At 66.7% G+C, this 17,358-nt stretch carries 16 protein-coding genes; 1 reads left to right on the top strand and 15 read right to left on the bottom strand.

The annotated features are described in order from the left end of the window. The first annotated feature begins 20 nt into the window (after positions 1 to 20). Positions 21 to 680, top strand: a complete 660-nt coding sequence (locus tag AC3B5T_RS10165) for a TetR family transcriptional regulator (RefSeq protein WP_055475700.1) — start codon at positions 21 to 23, stop codon at positions 678 to 680. Positions 681 to 761: 81 nt separating this feature from the next. Here the strand turns inward: AC3B5T_RS10165 and AC3B5T_RS10160 are convergent, their stop codons facing one another. The 15 genes from AC3B5T_RS10160 to AC3B5T_RS10090 all read right to left on the bottom strand — a co-directional run bounded on the left by AC3B5T_RS10160 (position 762) and on the right by AC3B5T_RS10090 (position 17,358). Beyond that, a complete protein-coding gene (locus AC3B5T_RS10160) occupies positions 762 to 1,742 on the bottom strand; it encodes a PDR/VanB family oxidoreductase (protein ID WP_488358578.1) in 981 nt (326 codons plus the stop codon). Between the two features lie 47 nt (positions 1,743 to 1,789). Then, a complete protein-coding gene (locus tag AC3B5T_RS10155) occupies positions 1,790 to 2,776 on the bottom strand; it encodes a GNAT family N-acetyltransferase (protein WP_488358577.1) in 987 nt (328 codons plus the stop codon). Further along, positions 2,773 to 5,166, bottom strand: coding sequence for a CaiB/BaiF CoA transferase family protein (locus AC3B5T_RS10150; RefSeq protein ID WP_488358576.1), 2,394 nt, complete (start codon positions 5,164 to 5,166; stop codon positions 2,773 to 2,775). The genes AC3B5T_RS10155 and AC3B5T_RS10150 overlap by 4 nt, the downstream gene beginning before the upstream one ends. Before the next feature lie 59 nt (positions 5,167 to 5,225). Then, complete coding sequence (locus tag AC3B5T_RS10145) at positions 5,226 to 6,665, bottom strand: aldehyde dehydrogenase (protein WP_488358575.1); 1,440 nt, start codon at positions 6,663 to 6,665, stop codon at positions 5,226 to 5,228. Positions 6,666 to 6,711: 46 nt separating this feature from the next. Beyond that, positions 6,712 to 7,896, bottom strand: coding sequence for a thiolase C-terminal domain-containing protein (locus tag AC3B5T_RS10140; protein ID WP_010842883.1), 1,185 nt, complete (start codon positions 7,894 to 7,896; stop codon positions 6,712 to 6,714). After that, positions 7,893 to 8,336 carry a Zn-ribbon domain-containing OB-fold protein gene (locus tag AC3B5T_RS10135; RefSeq protein WP_488358574.1) on the bottom strand — a complete coding sequence of 148 codons (444 nt, stop codon included), beginning with the start codon at positions 8,334 to 8,336 and terminating at the stop codon, positions 7,893 to 7,895. The genes AC3B5T_RS10140 and AC3B5T_RS10135 overlap by 4 nt, the downstream gene beginning before the upstream one ends. Further along, positions 8,333 to 8,647: a hypothetical protein gene (locus AC3B5T_RS10130; protein ID WP_010842885.1), complete on the bottom strand. Its 315-nt coding sequence runs from the start codon at positions 8,645 to 8,647 to the stop codon at positions 8,333 to 8,335. Before AC3B5T_RS10130 ends, AC3B5T_RS10135 begins: the two co-directional genes overlap by 4 nt. 72 nt (positions 8,648 to 8,719) lie before the next feature. Then, on the bottom strand, positions 8,720 to 10,216 hold the full coding sequence (locus tag AC3B5T_RS10125; RefSeq protein ID WP_488358573.1) for an acetyl-CoA acetyltransferase: 1,497 nt from the start codon (positions 10,214 to 10,216) through the stop codon (positions 8,720 to 8,722). Between the two features lie 109 nt (positions 10,217 to 10,325). Beyond that, positions 10,326 to 11,414: an ABC transporter ATP-binding protein gene (locus tag AC3B5T_RS10120; RefSeq protein ID WP_488358572.1), complete on the bottom strand. Its 1,089-nt coding sequence runs from the start codon at positions 11,412 to 11,414 to the stop codon at positions 10,326 to 10,328. Between the two features lie 22 nt (positions 11,415 to 11,436). After that, positions 11,437 to 12,222: a hypothetical protein gene (locus tag AC3B5T_RS10115; RefSeq protein WP_055476521.1), complete on the bottom strand. Its 786-nt coding sequence runs from the start codon at positions 12,220 to 12,222 to the stop codon at positions 11,437 to 11,439. 97 nt (positions 12,223 to 12,319) lie between these two features. Next, complete coding sequence (locus AC3B5T_RS10110; protein WP_010844073.1) at positions 12,320 to 13,273, bottom strand: MlaD family protein; 954 nt, start codon at positions 13,271 to 13,273, stop codon at positions 12,320 to 12,322. Next, the gene (locus tag AC3B5T_RS10105) at positions 13,270 to 14,283 is read right to left on the bottom strand and encodes an MlaD family protein (protein WP_488358571.1); all 1,014 of its coding nucleotides are present in this window, start codon (positions 14,281 to 14,283) and stop codon (positions 13,270 to 13,272) included. Before AC3B5T_RS10105 ends, AC3B5T_RS10110 begins: the two co-directional genes overlap by 4 nt. Then, positions 14,280 to 15,371 (bottom strand): MlaD family protein, encoded by a 1,092-nt coding sequence (locus tag AC3B5T_RS10100; RefSeq protein ID WP_488358570.1) that lies wholly within the window; start codon positions 15,369 to 15,371, stop codon positions 14,280 to 14,282. The genes AC3B5T_RS10105 and AC3B5T_RS10100 overlap by 4 nt, the downstream gene beginning before the upstream one ends. Next, positions 15,371 to 16,354, bottom strand: coding sequence for an MlaD family protein (locus AC3B5T_RS10095; protein WP_488358569.1), 984 nt, complete (start codon positions 16,352 to 16,354; stop codon positions 15,371 to 15,373). Before AC3B5T_RS10095 ends, AC3B5T_RS10100 begins: the two co-directional genes overlap by 1 nt. Then, positions 16,351 to 17,358 (bottom strand): MlaD family protein, encoded by a 1,008-nt coding sequence (locus tag AC3B5T_RS10090; RefSeq protein WP_488358568.1) that lies wholly within the window; start codon positions 17,356 to 17,358, stop codon positions 16,351 to 16,353. The genes AC3B5T_RS10095 and AC3B5T_RS10090 overlap by 4 nt, the downstream gene beginning before the upstream one ends.

Raw genomic sequence — 17,358 nt, 5'->3', positions numbered from 1 at the left:
GCAGCGTCGAGAGGTGGGACATGGCACGGCCGTCCAAGCCGTTGATCAGTCGCAAGGCAGCCGTGATGGCGTCCATCGACATCATCGACTCCGAGGGACTCGACGCGTTCAGCCTGCCGCGGCTCGCGAAGCATCTCGGGGTCCGGGCACCGTCGCTCTATCATCACTTCGACGACAAGAACGAGATCCTCACCGAGGTCGCGCGCTACATCGCCGGCACCGCGGTCCGACGACCGCGGATGAACCCCGGACCCGACTGGCCGGAGTTCTTCGTCGCCCTGGCGCTGAACTTCCGACAGTCGATCCTGCGCCACCGCAACGCGGCCCCGGTCCTGCTGCAACATCTCCCGCGTGATCTGTTCACCTCGACCTACGAGGACACCGCCCAGTTCCTGCTCGACTCCGGCGTCCCAGTGGACCTGCACGTCCGTATCCTCGACGGCATGGAGACCCTCTCGATCGGCGCGGTCCTGATGGAAGCGATGCGGCCACCGCGCCCCAAGTCGGCGATCTTCCCGAATGTCTCCGCGGAGTCGCAACCCCTTCTGGCGCAGGCGTTGTCGAGCAACGACCTCACCCAGCGTCAGCTCTTCGAGGCGATCGTTCGCAGCTTCCTGCACGGGATCATCCGTGACCACGACCTGCCGGCACCGGATGTGGAGGCCGCCGCCGCGGGATGACCACAACGGGGGGCGCCACGAAACCCCGCCCCTCGACGGCCCCCGCTCCACAGTCACCGGCCGACAGTCATAGATCGACGGTCACAGGTCGAGCACCAGTCTCGGTGTGCGACTACGGGATACACACACCATCATGCAGTCGTTCGCGGCCTGCTCGTCCTCGGACAGCACCGAGTCGCGATGGTCCGGCACGCCCTCGAGAACGCCCTGCTCGCAGGTGCCGCAAGTGCCCTCGCGGCACGAGAAGTCGACGTCCACGCCATCCTCGAGCAACGCGTCGAGCACCGACTCGCCGGCGGACACGGTCACCGTCCGCCCACTGCGCCCCAACACGACCTCGAACGCCTCATCTGTCGAATCACTACCGGCCACAACGGTCTTGGGCGCGAATCGCTCCACGTGGAGTTCGATGTCCGACCGGGTGGCGCACGCCGCCTCGATGGCCGCGAGAAGAGGTTCGGGACCACAGCAGTACACCGCCGTTCCCGGCGGCACCTCGGCGATCGCGGATCCGAGGTCGAGCAAGCCGTACTCATCCTGGGGCCGGAGACGGACATGATCCGGATGCTGTTGCGCGAGCGTCTCGGCGAAGGCCATCCCGGATGCTGTCCGGCCGCCGAACAGCAGAGTCCATTCCACACCCCGGGCGTCGACCTCGGCGATCATCGGTGCGAGTGGGGTGATCCCGATCCCGCCGGCGACGAAGAGATACGAATCCGCCTCCACGAGTGGGAAGTTGTTGCGCGGCCCCTTGACCGCGACCAGATCCCCCACCGTCAGTTCGTCGTGCACGCGCGCCGATCCACCCCGGCCGGCGGGCTCACGCAGAACGGCGACCCGCAGTCGGTCCCGGTCGGTCACGTCGCCGCACAGCGAATACTGACGGATCAGATCGTCGCCCAGAATGAGGTCGAGGTGCGCACCGGGTTCCCAGGAGGGCAGCGGGTTCCCGTCGGGATCGACCAGCGTGAGCGACACGACCCCCTCGGCCTCCACCTGTTTCGCGGCGACCCGTAGCTTGGCATCGCCGGGGAACTCGGTGGCTGTCAGGCCCTCACTCATTCGGATTTCCCATCCTCACAACGGCTGTCGCCCGGCGCGGACGGCGCTCATCGGAACGCCGGCGGCGGGCTCGTACTGGTTCCGACCTGATAGCAGGAGTGGACGTCCTCTTGCTCGAAGGCGAGCAGACGGCACATCCGCACCGCACCGGCATCGTCGGGATCGATCCGCAACTGGGAGACCTGGATTCCCGAATCACGCTGCCGGACCAGCGCTGCGGTCAGCAGCGTCGTCCCGAGTCCGAGACCGCGTGCCTTCTCCGACAGGACGAGCGCGTGGACGGGCGCGGTCCGCAGTTCGAGATGCATACGGTGTTCGGTGGTGTACCAGACGAATCCGAGGACGTCACCGCTCTCATCCCGCGCTTCGATGACGGTCCCGCCACCACGACGGAGGTCGGCGGACACACGGTCGTGGTGCCGTTCGGGCAGCTGCGCGGCCGACACGACCCGGCCGATCTCGGGATCGTCGGCCGCGAGGTCGCGCGGCTCGGCGAGAGCGACCCGGTCCGGTACCCCGGTCTCGTCGAGAGGGAGTGCGAACGGACCGGCCAGGTGTCGAGCAAGGGTCCACTGCCTGCTCACCGCGGGAATCCCGAATCGCCTTGTCAGCCTGCCCGATGCCGGATGGGTGGCATAGGCCCAACACCGAAGCGCGTTGGCGCCGGTGTGTTCCCACCCGTCAGCCCGGGTCACGTCCAGGCCGATCTCCTCCACCAGCAGTGTCGTGATCCCGCGTGAACGGTAGTCCGGGTGGACGACGTAGGACACCGTGCCCACTCCGTCGGCGTCGACCGACAGATGAAGGTAGGCCACGATGACCATCGGGACATCCTCGAGCGGGCTGAGGTCGCGGCGGGCCTTGATCGGCAGGTGCGCGACGGTTCCAGCGTTTCCACCGGTCCCGCGCACGGTGTCGGCGTCGATCGACGAGAACCCCGCTTCCTCGTCGTATTCCGCGGCGTCGGAGACGAGTTGGAGGACCTCGTCGAGCTCCGCGCCGGTCAGTTCGGGACGCCAGTCGTAGGTGATCATCGCTGTGCATTCCCGTCCGTGGGCTGGAGGACACCATCGGCGACGAGCGCGCCGAGTTCGGCCTCGTCGAGTCCGAGTACCTCGATGGCGATCTCGCGTGTGTCGGCACCCGGGGCCGGCGCCGGACGCAGTGGCGCGTCCGGGATCGAGGTGAATCTGGCGACCCGCACCGCCGTGGGCAGCGGCCCGGAGAGCAGCGGATGCTCGAGCTGCGAGTAGGCGTTCCGTTCGAGAAGATGTGGGTCGGTGAGCAACTCGGGCAAGCGGAGCATCGCGCCTGCGGGCACGCCGGCTTCCTGAAGGGCGGTCATCGCCTCGGTGGGTGTCCGGTCGGCGAGCCAGCCGGTCAGCGCCTTGTCGGCCTCGGTGCGGTTGTCGATCCGCGCGTCGACGGTCCGGAACCGCGGGTCGTCGGCCAGATCCTCACTGCCGATCACGCGTGCCAGGCTCCGCCATTCGCTGTCATCGCGGACCGTGACAGCAATCCATTCGTCGTCTCCGGCACAGGGATAGACGCCGGCCGGCGAGGCGAATGGATCGCTGTTGCCGACGGCCGACACCGATCCCGCGGCCAGGGACTCGCGTGCGAGCTGGCTGCCGAGGGCGACGAGGGCCGTGTCGGCCTGCGCGATCTCGATGTCGGCGCCCTGGCCGCGCGAGGTTCTCGCGATCAGCGCGGCGAGAACGGTCACCGCGCTCACCTGCCCACCGATGTGGTCGGGGTACACGGTGGAACCGTCACTCAGGCCGGTGTCGTCATCGGAGTAGCGCCAGAGGGCCGAGACCCCGCAGGCGGCACGGACAAGAGGTCCGTAACCGAGCCTGGTGTTCCACGGTCCGACACTCCCGAAAGCGCTTCCCTCGGAGACGATGATCCGCGGATTGACCTGTCGGAGTTCGTCGTAACCGATTCCCATCGCGTCGAGGGTCCCGGGTTTGAAGTTCGCGAGCACCACATCGGCGTCGGACGCCAGCTTCCGGAACAGATCCTTGCCCGCATCCGTCCGCAGATTCAGTCCGAGCGATCGACGGTTGCGATGACCCCATGCCACCGACGGGGACAGGGAGTTCGGTCGCTTCGACTGGCGCAGACCGTCGGGGAACTCGCGGTTCTCGACCTTGATCACGTCCGCACCGTGGTCGGCGAACTGCCTGCCGAGTTCGGCCCCGAACACCACGACGCCGAGGTCGAGCACGCGCAGCCCGGCGAACGGGTGTGACCCCGGCTCTCCCAGGTCGTCCGCGCGACGCCAGGCCTCGGCGTTCGTCGACCAGGTGTACTCGTCGGCACCCGCGTCCGCGACCGGAGCCCGATGCCGGAATCCCGCCCGGTGTCCGCCGATCGACGCATAGCCGGAGGGGATCCGCGCATCGACACCGGGTGCGATCTCGGCGTCGATGAGAGTCCCTGCGGCGCTGAAGTGTTCGTTGTCGAGGACTTCGCCGATGCGCAGGACCCCGCCGATCGGGATACCGCGCGCGGCGCCTTCGGCGACGAGCTCGTCGCGGGTGTGGGCGGCGAACATCTCCTCGATCAGCGGGTGCAGCCGGTCGGCGGCGGCGAATCGCGCGGGGATCGTGTCGTACACGGGGTCGGCGAACTCCTCGGGTTCACCCAGCCAGGCGAACATGGCGCGCCACTGGCGTTTGGCGAGCAGACAGATTCGCACCTGCCCGTCCGCGCAGCGCAGGACGGGGTAGAAGTTGGCCGCGTCGGGCCGGTCCCGCGGGAAGTCGTCGCGCCGTCCGGCCGCCGCCGAACCCTGGACGCCGAACCCGGGATCGAATCCGTGCACCACCGCCTCGAAGGCGGAGATGTCGACGAGTTGTCCGCCGCCGGTGCGGATGCGATCGTAGAACGCCAGAAGTGCCGACCACGCGGCGTGCACGCCCACCGACTGCTCGACGAGACCGGCCGGCGGCAGGAGCGGATCGCGACCGGGTTCGCCCGACCGCGACAGCACACCGCTCATCGCGTAGATCACCGACTCAGTGGCCGCCCAGTCGCGGTAGGGTCCGGTCAGTCCGAACCCGCTCACCGTGACCACGACGAGCGCGGGATTCTCCTCGCGGAGATCCGCGGGCTCGATCCCGCTCCCGGCGGACATGGTCTCGACGAGTATGTCGGCGCCGCCGACCAACTCGCGGAATCGGGATCGCCCGGCCTCGGAGTCGAGGTCGAGGATCACGAGGTTCTTGTTCGCGTTGTTGAGCGCGAACGGGATGCTGATCCCCGCCTCGACCGGTTCCGCGTGACGCGAACGCGAACCGCCCGGCCGTTCGACGCGGACCACCTCGGCACCGAGGTCGGCGAGAAAACGGCCGCACGATTCACCGAGGCCGTCGGTCACGTCGACGACCCGCACACCTGTGAGAGGCAGACCGTTCATGTCACTCCTGTCGAAAGTATTTGTGCCGCAGCAGAGGGCTGTGTCTTCTGCGGCCGAGTTCAGCGCGTACCGAAGTACACCGATTTGGTGGACACATACGGCGTCAGGCCCTCGGGGCCGAGTTCCCTGCCGAGTCCCGACGCCTTGACGCCGCCGAAGGGCGCCGCGAGATCGAGTGCGTAGTAGTTGACTCCGACCGTCCCGGTGCTGATCCGGTCCGCGATCGCCAGCCCGCGGGATTCATCCGTCGTCCAGACCGTCCCGCCGAGCCCGTACACGGAGTCGTTGGCGATGCGGACGGCATCGTCCTCGTCGGTGTACTCGGTGACGGTGAGGACCGGACCGAAGATCTCCTCCTGTGCGATCGACGCGGAGTTGTCCACGTCGGCGAAGACCGTCGGCTCGACGAACCAACCCTGTGGCTGACCGCCGGGGACGCCGCCGCCGGTGGTGATGCGGTATCCGGCTGCGCGCCCCGCCTCCACATGACCGAGCACCCGGTCGCGCTGCGCGGCGCTGACGAGCGGTCCGATGGCGGTCGACTTGTCGAGCGGGTCCCCCACCGGCAGGGCCCGGACCGTCTCGGTGACGGCGTCAACGACCTCGGCATACCGCGAGCGCGGTGCGAGAATCCGGGTGCTCGCGTGGCAGGTCTGGCCGTTGTTGACCAGCGAGACGTCGAGCAGGTGCCGGCTGAACTCGTCGAGATCGGCGTCCTCGGCCACGATGGCCGCGGATTTGCCGCCGAGCTCGAGCGTCACCGGGCGCAGCAGAGCACCGCAGACCTCGCCGATGGCCCGCCCCGCGGCCGTCGAACCCGTGAACGCCACCTTGTCGACGCCGGGATGCCGGACCAGGTAGGCACCCGCTTCGCGTTCGGCCGGAACGACATTCAGCACCCCGTCAGGGACACCCGCTTCCAGTGCCGCGTCGGCGAAGACGAAGGCATCCAGTGCGGTCTCCGGTGCGGGTTTGAGCACGATCGTGCAACCCGCCGCGAGGGCCGGCGCGATCTTCATCGCCGCCAGCGGCTGAGGGTAGTTCCAGGGGGTGATGGCCGCGACGACACCGACCGGTTCACGCCGGACAACGGTGCGTCCACCGAAGGCGCTCGGGCGCACGTCATCGGTGTCGGTGGCGCGGATCAGGTTCGCGTAATACGTGAGCATCGCCGCCGGGCCGTATCCGTTGACCGACTTCGACAACGCGATGGGCATGCCGTTCTCCCGGCTGACCAGCTGGGCGGTGTCGCGCCCGCGTGCGGTCAGAGCGGCGGCGAATCGGTCGAGGACATCGGCCCGCTCCCCCGGACCCATCGAACGCCATGGTCCCGACAGCGCCGACCGCGCCGCGGCGACCGCGCGATCGATGTCGGCCGGGCCGGCCAGCGTGCTTCTGCCCAGCGGCTTCTCGGTGGCCGCCTCGATGACGTCGTACCCCCTGCCCGACTCTGTCGGTGTCCACTGTCCACCGATGAACAGAGCGTCTCGCTCCAACATGACTTCTCCCGATCAGATGTGGTGACGGAGGTGGTGCCTATCGCCGCTAGACGGTGTCGGCGTGGCCGAACAGCACCGAGCTCACGAGCGGCGCCATCGGCCCTCCGATGAACAACGACGTCCGCGCCTCGGCGACCTGGTTGGTGGACGTGCCCCGGATCTGCCGGACGGCCTCGACCGCCAGATTCAGTCCGTTGATGAACGAGTCCGCGAGATTGCCCCCGCTGGTGTTCACCGGCAACTTCCCGTGTGGGGCGGTCAGATTGTCGACCGTCATCACGGTGCCGGCCGCCTCGCCGGGTGGGCACAACCGGTGATCGATCAGCGCGGCGACCGCCGGACCACTGAAGTTCTCGTACACCTGGACCACGTCGACGTCGTCGGGTCCGAGGCCCGCCGCCGCCCAGAGACGTTCGGCGACACCGGGTTTCCCGTTGTTCGCCGGACCGAAACCGGCCGTCGAATACTGTGCGTCGTTGTCGACCCGTTCGCAGAAGCCGCCCGGCGCTCCTTGCGCACCGGCCAGCACGAACGCCGGGTCACGACGGAGATCCCGTGCACGGTCGGCGCCGACGAGGACCAGCGCGACGGCACCGTCGCTCTCCCGCGAGCAGTCGTAGAGATGGAAGGGCTCGGCGATGAGCCGCGAGGACTCGTAGGTCTCCTCGTCCAGCGGCTTGCCGTGGCCCTGCGCAGTCGGGTTCTGCTGCGCGTGCTGATACGCGGCCAGCACCAGCGAACGCATCGCCGAGCGGGGCACACCGTCGTGCTCCAGCATGCGCTGGGTGCGCATGGCGCAGATCTGGGCCGGCGACCCCACACCGTGTGCGAGGAAGTGAGATCCGTAGTGGTACTTGGCGTATCCGAGGCGCCCGGTGTCGGCCTGCGACATCGCGCGGTACACGACGACGCACTGCGCCTGACCCGACGCGATGGCGACGGCCGCGTTGGTGATCGCGGCCGCCACACTTCCGCCGCCGCCACCCCACATCATGTTCGACCAGCGCAGCTCGTCGATCATCAGCGCCGCGCCGAGGATCGGCCCGTCATTGGAACCGCCTGCGTACGAAACGAATCCGTCGATCTCCCGGGGTGAGACTCCCGCGTCGGTGCAGGCGTCGAGGATCGCCCGGATCGTCATCTGCTGTTCGGTGAACGGCGACTGACCGCGCTTGTAGTGCGCCTCGGAGACACCGACGACTGCGGCGCCACCACGGATTCCGTTGCTCATCTACGCCCTCCGTCGCTCGACTCGGCCCGTTGCCACCGGAGAAGCGGCCACGGTTCACCGTCGCGTTCCTCGAAGACCCCGACGACGCGATCGCCGATGTGTGGGGTGCGTTCGGGATCGTCGGTCAGCAGGCCGAGGACGCGCCGAGCACCCGCGTTGTCCAGTTCGACGAGCACGCTGACATACGGCAGCCGGTCGGACAGTTCCTGGATGTAGGGATACCAGCTTCGGCTCCAACTGTAGATCGTGCCGACGGGTTCGACTGCCTCCCAGCCTATGTCGAGCGAGTGGCAGTTGCCGCACACCGACTGGGGGCTCCAGATCCAGGTCGAGCAGCTGCGGCAGCGCTGGAGGCGCAACTCGCGCTCGGTCAGCCCGTCCCAGTACGGCTGGTCCAACCCGTCCGCGGCGGGCCCCCAGGGAACGTCGACGACGGTCATCGCACCGACTCGGGTGCGAAGTTCTCCAGGGCTCCGGCGAGCCATTCGCCGTCCCGACGCTCCCAGATCGAGCGCAGGCCGATCTCGCGCCCCTCCGTGGTGTAGACGGTCTCCCCGATCATGCGGTCGCCGTCGGCCCGGACGCCGACGATCCGGTGCCCGTCCACCGCGCCGCGCGGGACGTCGACGCCGTCGAAGACCGCCGGGATGTTCTCCTGGATCATCTCGGCCACCGCGGCTTTCATGTCCCCGTCGACCACATGGCCGACGTGCCGCTCGTAGCGCGCCCGGAAGTCATCCAGTTCGCTCATCGTGTCTCTCCTCCCCGCCGGATCACTGTCCGTCGTCATCGCCATAAACCTTACGGCTTTAGTTATATGTCGTCAATCGAGATGCGGGGAGCCGTCGGCGGCGATGCGCACGCGTCGCCCCTGCGCCTCGGTGCTCGCGAGTTCATCCAGGTCACCGGTGTCGGTGACCACCGCCAGGGTGCGACCGCCACCGGGAACGCGACCGGCGACGAACGCCCGCTCGGGGACTCCGGTGCGGTCATAAGCGACGGTCCAGGTCTCGAGTTCGGCGACACCCTCGTGGGAATCGACCACCTCGACCGGCCGCTCGGCGCCTGCCCATACCCGATGCACCGCTTCGGTGACGTCGTGCCGACGGAAGCCGGCGGCGGGCGGCTCGGTCGAGTACACGCCGAAGGCGTGTTTGGTCAGGTACCCGCTGTTCGCGGTCACCATGCCGAAGGTGCCGGGCGATCGGCGCAGCCGAGTGGCCACCGTCGCGATCGCGTGCGTGCTGTAGTTGTTCCACGGACCGCCTGCGAAGGTGAGCCCACCGGTGCACGTCAGCGGACGACCGGGATCATCTGTCGGAACCCCGATCTCGGCAGCGGCGACCTGGACGGCCGAGGGGAAGCACGAGTAGATGTCGAGGTGCTCGATGTCGCCGATTTCGACCTCCGCGAGTTCGAGCGCCCGGGCGGCGCCGATCCGGATCGGCGCCGAACCGTCGAGCGCGGGACGCGCCGCGACCGCGTCGGTGTCCTTGGACTCCGTCCCGCTGTGCGGGAAGACCCAGGACGAGGTCGGCACCCCCAGGCGCTGCGCGGTCTCGACGGAGCACATCAGCAACGCCGCACCCTGATCGACCATGTTGTTGGAGTTCAGCAACTTCGGGTAAGGAGAAGCGATCAGACGGTTGGCGTCGGTCGGGGTCACGATCTCCTCCGCCGCGTAGTTCCGCTGTGTCCACGCGTGCGGATTGCCGGCGGCCACCTCGCTGAACGACGACCACAGCTCGCCGAGCACCTTCTCGTGGTCCGCGATGCTCCTGCCGGCCCCGATGCGCAGAGCCTGCTCGAACAGCGGGTAGACAAAGGACGGCCGGTCCAGCCCGATCCGCCGCTCGCTCTCGGCCTCCATGGGTACATCCGGGACGATGATCGGCGCGGACGGGGTCGAGTCGTCCTGTCGCGTCCATTCCGGCCGTTCCCCTCTGGCGCGGAGTTTCATCCGCGTACGCCAGGCCTCGCCACCGCCGATGAGGACCACATCGGCGCGGCCCGCGGCGATGTCTTCGGCAGCGCCGTTGACCAGCACCTGTGGCGTACTCCCACCGTTCCCGGTGTATCCGGTGTGCCGTGGATGTGCGCCGATCCGTTCGGCCACCAGGGCACCGGGGTCGCGATAGCGCCACGAGAGCAGGCCGACCACGCGGACGGAGTCGATCAGTTCCAGGAGGCGCATCGCCCCCGCTTCGGCAGCCGCCTCGCGCGCCGCACGTGCGATCAGGTCGACCGGCTCGACGCCGCCGTCGCGAGCGGTGATCTGTCCACCACCGACGAGGACGGGCGTGCGGGGATCGATGGTCATCAGGGGCCTGCCTCCAGTTCGACGAGACGGCGGGCGACCGTCACGTCAAATCTAACTTCAATAGATTACCGGCCGCAATCCACCCCTCGTGGATTGCGGCCGGATGGCGTCAGACGCGCGGGAGCACCTCGGTGGGTGCGTCCTGCCAGACCCGATCGTCTCGTCGGCGGCTCGCGACGTCGGCGGCGTGCGCACGGTTCTCACCGCGGATCTGGTCTTCTTGTTCCTGGCTGCGCCGGATCGCCTCCTGGGCACTCGGCGGCAGGTCGGGCAGCATCGCGTGTACGCGTTCGCGGTGACGGGCGATCGCCTTGCGTTCGGGCATACCGGGATTGGGCTGCACCTGCGGGATGATCTCGGTGAAGTCCTCCTTGGTACCACCACCGGAGATACCCGCGGCCTGCATCGCCTCTTCCTGCTTCTGGACCGCCTCGTCCTTCTCCTCGGACATACCGATCGGACCGAACCGATCACCGGAGAGGAACTGCTTGACCACCGGCTGCTCCGAGGTCAGCAACTGCTCACGCGGACCGAACATCACCAACTCCTTACGGAACAACATGCCGATGTTGTCCGGAATCGTCCGCGCGATGTTGATGTTGTGCGTCACGATCAAAATCGTCGCATCGATCTGCGCATTGATGTCGATCAACAACTGGCTGATATAGGCCGTACGCACCGGATCCAGACCCGAGTCCGGCTCATCACACAAAATGATCTGCGGATCCAGCACCAACGCCCGCGCCAGACCGGCACGCTTACGCATACCGCCGGAGATCTCACCGGGAAGCTTGTCCTCGGCACCGGTCAGACCGACCAAGTCGATCTTCTCCATCACGATGTCGCGGACCTCGTTCTCCTTCTTCTTCGTGTGCTCACGAAGCGGGAACGCGATGTTGTCGAACAAACTCATCGACCCGAACAGCGCACCATCCTGGAACAACACACCGAACAGCTTGCGGATCTCATAGAGCTCCTTGGCCGAACACTGCGTGATGTCGGTGCCATCGATGATCACCGACCCCTGCTCGGGATGCAGCAAACCGATCAACGTCTTCAAAAACACCGACTTACCGGTACCCGAAGGACCCAGCAGCGCCGAAACCTCCCCCTCCGGCAGGGTCAGCGACACATCACGCCAAATGTTCTGCGAACCGAACGACTTCGTGAGCCCCTCGACACTGACCTCAACACCCATTGTCTTCCTCCAGATCTCGTCGTCAGTTGCCCGGGACCGGCGGGTCGGCGGGTGCGGGTTGCCCGGCGGGCGGATTCCCGGGGATCGACGGTTCGCCGCCGGGAGCTTCATTTCCCGGGGTCTCGGCATCCAGATTCGATCCCGTGCTGCTGATCGCGGTGATCAGCCAGTTCTGGCTCTTGTCGAGAGTCACCCGGTAGGTCGCGGTGGACTCGATTCCCGACGGGGCCTGGACGTTCTTCGTCTGCACGTTGACGAAAGCGACGACCTGGTACGTGTTGCCGTCGACCGATTCGACCTTGGCCGCGATCGGCTGCGCCGTCGAGGACCACTGCAGCGGGCGCAGCAGCTGTTCCATCTGGGTCGACGCACGCCGAAGTCGTTCCGAGAGTTCGGGGGACGTGCCCTTGGTGAGCAGTGTCCGCCACTCGTCGGGGTTCTCGAAGCTCATGTCGGCGGCGCCGGTGGCGTAGTCCAAGGCGACCTTCTCGGCCGCAGCGTTGTCGGCCGCGGTCGCCTCCAATCGACCGACCTCGTCCGACGCGCTCTTCCACTGCCAACCCAACAGCGCCACTGCAGCGATGACGAGCACCGCGACGGCACCGATCACGATGGATCTCAACGACACCGACCGGCCGGCAGGCTTCTTGTCCGGCGTGCGCTCGCTGCGCTCCGCCGCGGTCGAGCCGGTGTCCTCGCCGACGGCCTTCTCGGTAGTCCCCGAGTCTGCCGGCGTCGTGCTCTCGTTCTTGTCGGCCTCGGTCTTGTCGGCCTCGGTGTCCGTGTCGGAAGTGATGGTCTTCGTCATCGCCGATCTCCTGTCGATCTCTGCTGGTTGGCTTGTGCCGGAACGTTTGTCACGCCCGCTGGGAGAATCCCGCTCGCTCTTGCGGGGTCGGTCACCGTCACCCCCCTGCCGGGATGCGGATCTCCACTGCCCCGGAATCGGTCGCGTTGATCACGTTGTCCAGTACCCTGCCGACGTCGACGGTCCGCAGCGCTGCCGCACCCGACCGGGTGGCGGGTAACAGGTTGTCACCGATGATCTTGAGGTCCGCACCGCTGTCGTCGAGGAACTTCTGCAAGGCCGCGACGAGTGGCGTCGCCCCCTGGGTGATACCCGTGTACATCGGCCCACTCCAGTCGATGGCGTCCTTGACGCCCGATTCCAGTTCGGCGAAGCCGATTCCGAAGCCGGCCAGGTGCGGCGTTGTCGCGCGCATCAGTCCCGGGATCGCCTCCGAGCGCATGAGCAGCGGCTGCATCGTGGCCAGCAACGTGGTCAGTTCGTCAGCACGAGCCGTGAACTCGGCTGTCAGCAGACGTCCCACCTTGTTGAGGTCCTCGATGACCTCGATCCCGTCCGGCAGTCCCATGTCGAGTTCGGCGAACACCCGCTGGACCTTGTCCGGATCGGTTTGTCCGAGTACTTCGGTGACCTGTTCGGAGAGGTCCTTGAAAGTGGCCGCGTTGGAGACGTTCTCGCCCTCGATGTAGGCGTTGTCGGCCAGGTAGGGGCCGCCGGACGTCGTCGGCATCACCGCGACATAGGCCTCCCCGAGCGCCGAGAGATTGTCGACGCGGAAGTTGCTCTCGACGGGGATGTTCTCGGTCTCGTCGTAGTTCCAGGTGATCTCGGCGCCGCGCGAGGACTGCGAGATCTCGGTGACATGCCCGACCTCGATGCCGCGCAACAGAACTCGGGAACCCACCAGGATCCCGTTCGTATCCGGCACCGTGATGGTCGCGTGTCGGGCCGATGGCGAGTTCACGTGCAGTCCGACACTGAGTATGTAGGCGATCGACAGCCCCGCGATGGCCAGCATGGCCACCACCGAGACCCTGGTCTTGGTGATCATCGGATCGCTCCCAACATGCGCAGCAGCATCTTCGCGTCGCCCAGCAGTTCCTTCTTGCCGGCCGCCTGCACCGAGGGGGCCTGCACCGAGGCGATGTCGACCGACGGCCTCTTCGCGAACGGGATGAGCGTGTCCTCCAGGAACTTCGCCATCGCCGTCCCGGTCGCGGGCGCCTGGTCCCACATCCCACGACCGGCCTCGGCGGCATCGGCCGTCGAGTTCAGCAGCGGTACGAGGAACAGGCCGCCGGTGAACACCGACCCCACCGAGGGCAGGAGGGTGCTGATGTGGCGAACCAGCGAGTAGGACACCGTCTTCCAATAGTGCTCGGCCTGCTCGGAGAACACGTTCTCGATCTCGTTCCGGCTGTCGGAGAAGGACCCGGCGACGGCGTTCAGGCTGTTCAGTGTGCGGTCCAGTTGCCCGGTGTTGCGCGAGAGATCGTCGAGGTCCTTCGACACCGTGCTCGCGATCTTGCGCACGTCCTTGACCGGCGGCATCGTGCGGTTCAGCGTCGCCATGGTGTCCTGGACCTTCTGGATGCTGCCGCCGTTGATGAAGTACGCGAGGACAGCGATGGTGTCCTCGAGAGGCGGCGGCGATATCGTACGGTCGCTCGGGATGACGCTGCCGTCGCGCAGCAGCTCACCACCGCCTCCCGCCGGCGGTTGCAATGCCAGGTAGGTGTCGCCGAGCGGCGTGTTCTGCCGGATGATCGCCGAGGAATCCGCGGGGACCGGGCGGTCGTCGGTCAGTCCGACCACCACGTCGACGCCATCGTCGGTGGTCTCGGTGGATTGCACCCGGCCGACCTGGATGCCGTTCATCATGACGTCGGCCCCGTCCGGCAAATTGAGCACACTCGCGAACTGGAGTGTCACCTGATAGTCCAGCGGCACACTGCTCTTCACCGACGGCAGCCGGTTGGGACTCAGCGCCGAACAGCCGGTGAGCCCGACCACGAGTGCGAGCATCGCGGCCAGACCGAGCACGGTTCGTCTACCGATCATTTCTGGAGACCTGCCTTCTGCAACAGGATGGACAGTGCGTTGACAGGTGCCGACTTGCCGCCCCCGACGTCGATCTTCGGCGCCACATAAGGCACCGAGAGCGCGCCCGAGACCGACTCCTGTTCGCGCATGGCGGCGGCGACCGACGGTGTCATGGCCACGAGTTGCCCGAGTTCGGGAGCCCGCTGTGCGCCGTAGGCGATGATGTCCTCCACCGGTCCGTGGAGCAGCGGCCACAGGATGTCCTCGCCGTAATTGCGCTGGATGTCGTACATCAGCGCGATCGTCCAACCGATCCCTCGGCAGAACCTCGCGACGTCGTAGAACAGGGTCGTACCGAGCTGGGTGACCGAGGGCATCTGGTTCATGATCGACATGATCTGATCCCAGTTCTTCACGGCGTCGTCGGTCAGCGGTGCCATGTCCCTGATGGACGAACCGATGTCAGCGACGAATGCGTCGGGATTCTGCGCCGCGCGGGCCGCGTTCTCGAACATCCGTGCCGCCTGCGGGCCGGTCCCGGCAAAAGCTCGGTCGGCGCCGTCGAGAGCCGTCTCGAGGTCGTCGCCACCGTTGTCGGACAGCGATTTCAGGAAGTCCGATGCCGACGCGGCGACCTCGGAGATGCTCTTGGGGGTGAACGAGTTCTCCACGCCCACGCACGTACCCTCCTCGAGGGCCGGTCCACCGGTGTAGTTGCCCACCAGCTCCAGACTCCGGTCGGCCAGCAGCGACTTGGATCTGGTCACCGCCTTGACGTCTGCTGGGTACGTGCGACCGGGATCGAGGGCGAAGGTGACCCGTACATGGTCACCTCGGCTCTCTATCCGATCGATGGTTCCGACCCGGATGCCCATCTGTGTCACCGGGTTTCCCTCGTACAGACCGATCGTGTCCGCGATGTCGACGCAGAACCCGTCACCGCCGGGCGCGCTGTCGTCGACGCCGGTGGCGCCTGCCGACGTCAATCCGATCGTGGTGATCACGCCGAGCAACACCACCACGGTCCCCAGCGAAATGGCGAGCCGACGGCGTTGTCCCCCGCCCCCTGAGGAGCGAGCTCGCGAGCGTCTCGAAGGGGCTCTCATCAGCAGTTCCTTCCGGGGATGGGGATGCACACGTTCTCGGTCCACAGGGTGCCGCCCCCGACCTGCCGCATGCCTTCGGGTGTTATCCACTGCGCCAGCTTCTTCCGCGTCGCCACCAGACCGTCGATGGCCGGCCCGAGTTGTTGTTGCAGGCGGATGATCGTGTCTTTCATCTGGTTCACGTGAGTGGAGACCAGTTCGCTGTGGTTGAGGTAGAACCGCATGAACGGGGCCAGCTTCATGAGGACGTTCGCGAACAGTTTGTAGGCGTAGTTGAAGCCCGCGGAGTTCACGTGGTAGGTGCTCACGACCATGTCGATCTTGCGGATCAGCTCGAAGACGAACTCCCGGTTGCCGTTGAACGTCTGCAGGTATTCGGAGGCGAGAGCGGCGATCTGGTGAACCTGGCCGCGCTGTCGGTCGAACACTGAGGTCACCGACTCGAGCCCGTTCACGATCGAACGCAGCGAGGTGTCGTTTCCGTCCAGGGCGCCGGCGACCTGATCCAGGTTCGCATTGACCTCGGTGGTGTCGACCGTGTCGGTCGTGCTGGGCACGGCTTGGATCACGTCACCGATCGAGTACGGCACCGTCACCCGGCCGGCCGGGATCGGGGACTTCAGTTCGTCGCGACCGAGCGGGATCATGGTGATCGCGTATCCGCCCACCGGCGTGAGCATCCGGACCTCCATCTTTGTCTGGTCACCCACGAAGGTCTCTTCGTCTATCCGTGCGGTGACCTTCACCCGGTCGGGTTGGAGGGCCACCTCGGAGACCTTGCCGATGCTGATGCCCGCGACGCGAATGTCCTGACCGGTCTCGATCGCCGACGCATCGGTGACCTCGAAGGTGATCGTCTTCTGGCCCGGTGGGCGCAGGTAGATGATCGCAAGGGTGCCGAGGAGGGCCACCACCACCACGAGCACGACCACGCCGAGTACGCCGTCGTTCGACGTGAACCTGCGAATCCCTGTCTGGTTCATCGATTGCACAGGACCACCTCGCTGCCGGTCATCAGGATTCGGACGTCGGACGGGATGTGTGCGCGTCCGTTGGCGCACTGCTTGCTGAACGATGCATGGGTGTCGATGCCGCGCAGTCCGGCGAGTGCGTTCGGCATCAGCTGGAAGGACTTCAACGCTTCTTGCACGGACGAGAAGGTGGTCTTCAGGAACACGTCGACGTCGAATTCCTCGTTGACACCGAGCGCCACCAGGAGCCTCTCGATCGGTTCGAACAGTGCGGGGCCGGCGCTCGCGGTCACCGCGAATTCGTCCAGCACGGTCATGGCATTGCTGATGGGTAGATCGACAGCCTCCAGGAAGCCCATGACCTGCGGTGACCGGCCGCCCATCGTGTCGGCGATACGGGCCAGATTCGACGTCAGCGTCGAGATGAGCTGCTGACGGTTCTCGGCGAACCTCGCCAGCTTCTGCGTGCTCTCCAGCATCGGCCCGAGTCCACTGCCGTCACCCTGGAGCAGAGCGATGGCGTTCTCACTGAACTGGTTGACCTCGTCGGCGTTCATCGTCGTCAGCACCGGCTGGAGACCGTTGAACAGCGATGTGATGTCGAAGGACGGGACGGTCTGCGCTGTTGTCGCATGGCTCACCATGCGCCCCGTCGTCTCACCGGGCTGCAGGTCCAGATACCGCACGCCGGTGAGATTCTGGTACTTGATCGCCAGGGTCGAGGTCGACGTCAGTTTCTGACTGTCATCCATGGTGAACTCGACGCTTGCGTAGGGCTTTCCGTCGTCATCGCGTTCGAGGTCCACCGAGATGATCTTGCCGATCCGCTTCCCGCGGAATCGGACGTCGCCGTTGTCGTGGAGACCCGATGCGTCGGTGAAGTCGGCACGGTAGGTGACCACACTGGCATCCACCGGATTGCGCATGGCGTTCACGACGAGCACGAACAGCATGACCGTCACCGCTGCGACCACCGCGACCTTGGCACCGGCGACAACTGTGCTGCGAGATGCCAT

The organism is Gordonia sp. G4 (assembly GCF_057770005.1).
This window is presented reverse-complemented; position numbering and strand designations above follow the sequence as displayed.

Excerpts from the sequence above, each read along its gene's own strand:
- AC3B5T_RS10135 (WP_488358574.1), bottom strand. The coding sequence starts at position 8,336 with ATGACCGTCGTCGACGTTCCCTGGGGGCCCGCCGCGGACGGGTTGGAC.
- AC3B5T_RS10130 (WP_010842885.1), bottom strand. The coding sequence starts at position 8,647 with ATGAGCGAACTGGATGACTTCCGGGCGCGCTACGAGCGGCACGTCGGC.
- AC3B5T_RS10090 (WP_488358568.1), bottom strand. The coding sequence starts at position 17,358 with ATGGCATCTCGCAGCACAGTTGTCGCCGGTGCCAAGGTCGCGGTGGTC.
- AC3B5T_RS10095 (WP_488358569.1), bottom strand. The coding sequence starts at position 16,354 with ATGAACCAGACAGGGATTCGCAGGTTCACGTCGAACGACGGCGTACTC.
- AC3B5T_RS10125 (WP_488358573.1), bottom strand. The coding sequence starts at position 10,216 with ATGACCATCGATCCCCGCACGCCCGTCCTCGTCGGTGGTGGACAGATC.
- AC3B5T_RS10105 (WP_488358571.1), bottom strand. The coding sequence starts at position 14,283 with ATGATCGGTAGACGAACCGTGCTCGGTCTGGCCGCGATGCTCGCACTC.
- AC3B5T_RS10140 (WP_010842883.1), bottom strand. The coding sequence starts at position 7,896 with ATGAGCAACGGAATCCGTGGTGGCGCCGCAGTCGTCGGTGTCTCCGAG.
- AC3B5T_RS10110 (WP_010844073.1), bottom strand. The coding sequence starts at position 13,273 with ATGATCACCAAGACCAGGGTCTCGGTGGTGGCCATGCTGGCCATCGCG.
- AC3B5T_RS10100 (WP_488358570.1), bottom strand. The coding sequence starts at position 15,371 with ATGAGAGCCCCTTCGAGACGCTCGCGAGCTCGCTCCTCAGGGGGCGGG.
- AC3B5T_RS10150 (WP_488358576.1), bottom strand. The coding sequence starts at position 5,166 with ATGAACGGTCTGCCTCTCACAGGTGTGCGGGTCGTCGACGTGACCGAC.
- AC3B5T_RS10120 (WP_488358572.1), bottom strand. The coding sequence starts at position 11,414 with ATGGGTGTTGAGGTCAGTGTCGAGGGGCTCACGAAGTCGTTCGGTTCG.
- AC3B5T_RS10160 (WP_488358578.1), bottom strand. The coding sequence starts at position 1,742 with ATGAGTGAGGGCCTGACAGCCACCGAGTTCCCCGGCGATGCCAAGCTA.
- AC3B5T_RS10145 (WP_488358575.1), bottom strand. The coding sequence starts at position 6,665 with ATGTTGGAGCGAGACGCTCTGTTCATCGGTGGACAGTGGACACCGACA.
- AC3B5T_RS10165 (WP_055475700.1), top strand. The coding sequence starts at position 21 with ATGGCACGGCCGTCCAAGCCGTTGATCAGTCGCAAGGCAGCCGTGATG.
- AC3B5T_RS10115 (WP_055476521.1), bottom strand. The coding sequence starts at position 12,222 with ATGACGAAGACCATCACTTCCGACACGGACACCGAGGCCGACAAGACC.
- AC3B5T_RS10155 (WP_488358577.1), bottom strand. The coding sequence starts at position 2,776 with ATGATCACCTACGACTGGCGTCCCGAACTGACCGGCGCGGAGCTCGAC.